Here is a 618-nt window from a genome sequence, read left to right on the forward strand (position 1 = left end):
ACCCGCTCCTGCGCGTTCGCCGCGGCCTGCTCGAGGCGGGCGGTCTCGGCTTCGACGGCCTCCGCCTGCACGCGTGCGCGGTTCAGCCGCTCGGTGCGCTGCGCCAGCTGCGCGTCGAACTCGCGGAGCGCGGCGAGGGCGCGCTTGGACTGGTCCTTCGACTGCTCGAGGATGCCGCGCTGCTCGGTGAGCTCGAACCGGGAGCGCTCGAGCTCGGCCCGCACCTCCTCGAGCCGGGCCCCCGCGCGGTCGCGTTCGGCGATGAGCTCGATGCGGCTCTGCTCGCGTCCGGTACCGCCGCGGATCACGTAGCGCCCGACGACCGTGCCGTCCTTCGTGATGACCGTCACCGGTCCGTCGAGCCGGGCGAGCGCCGGCTCGGCGGCGCGGGCCGCGGCGAGGTCGTCGGCGATGAGCACCTCGGCGAGCAGGGCCACCACGCCGGCAGGGGCGGTCACGACGTCGGATGCCGCGGTCAGGCCGTCGACCGCGTGACTGCCGCGGGCCGCCACGCCGGGATCGGCCATGGCGAGGGCGACGCGTCCGAGCTCGCCGCGCTCGGCGTGCTTCAGGGCCCGGAAGGCGGCCGCCCGGTCGTCGACGAGCACGGCGTCGGCG

At 76.5% G+C, this 618-nt stretch carries 1 pseudogene; it reads right to left on the reverse strand.

What is annotated here, in order from left to right:
- Positions 1 to 618 (reverse strand): annotated as a pseudogene (locus AC1DY2_RS20435) (chromosome segregation protein SMC); the annotation flags it as partial.

The sequence above is a fragment of the Agromyces sp. P1_H4 genome (assembly GCF_056405255.1).